Consider the following 468-nt stretch of genomic DNA (forward strand, 5'->3'; position numbering starts at 1 on the left):
AAGAGACTGGTGCAACATCATGTGGAGTAGCTATAACAACGTAATCCGCTTTTATTGTCYCTTGATTTGAAAAAGAAACTTCATATCCATCATCAACTCTATTTACCTTCGTCGTTGTTACTCCTTTTCGTATATCTGTCTCAGCTAATTCCTCTTCTAAACGATTAATAATCGTAGAAAGTCCATTTTTAAATGATAAAAACTTCTTATTTCCAGCAGCCTGAAATTGTTTTTTATTTACTTCAAAACCTTTTATAATACTGCCATATGTATTTTTGTAATCAAGTAAATATGGTAGTGTAGAAGCCATTGTAAGCTCATTCAATTTACCAGAATACACTCCTGAAAGAACGGGGGAAATCTGTTTTTCAACCAACTCTTTTCCTAAAAAACTTTCTAAAAATACAGCGAGTGATGTATCTTTCGTAAAATCTTTATTCTTTGTAATAAAGTCTTTCAGTGCAATGA

1 protein-coding gene is annotated in these 468 nt (G+C 31.9%); it reads right to left on the minus strand.

Annotated features, from left to right (window positions below):
* Positions 1 to 468, minus strand: a 468-nt coding sequence (locus tag AC1DIT_RS28480) for an FAD-dependent oxidoreductase (RefSeq protein ID WP_476998632.1), incomplete at both ends; no start/stop codon positions are given.

The organism is Bacillus sp. 05T22, assembly GCF_056396765.1.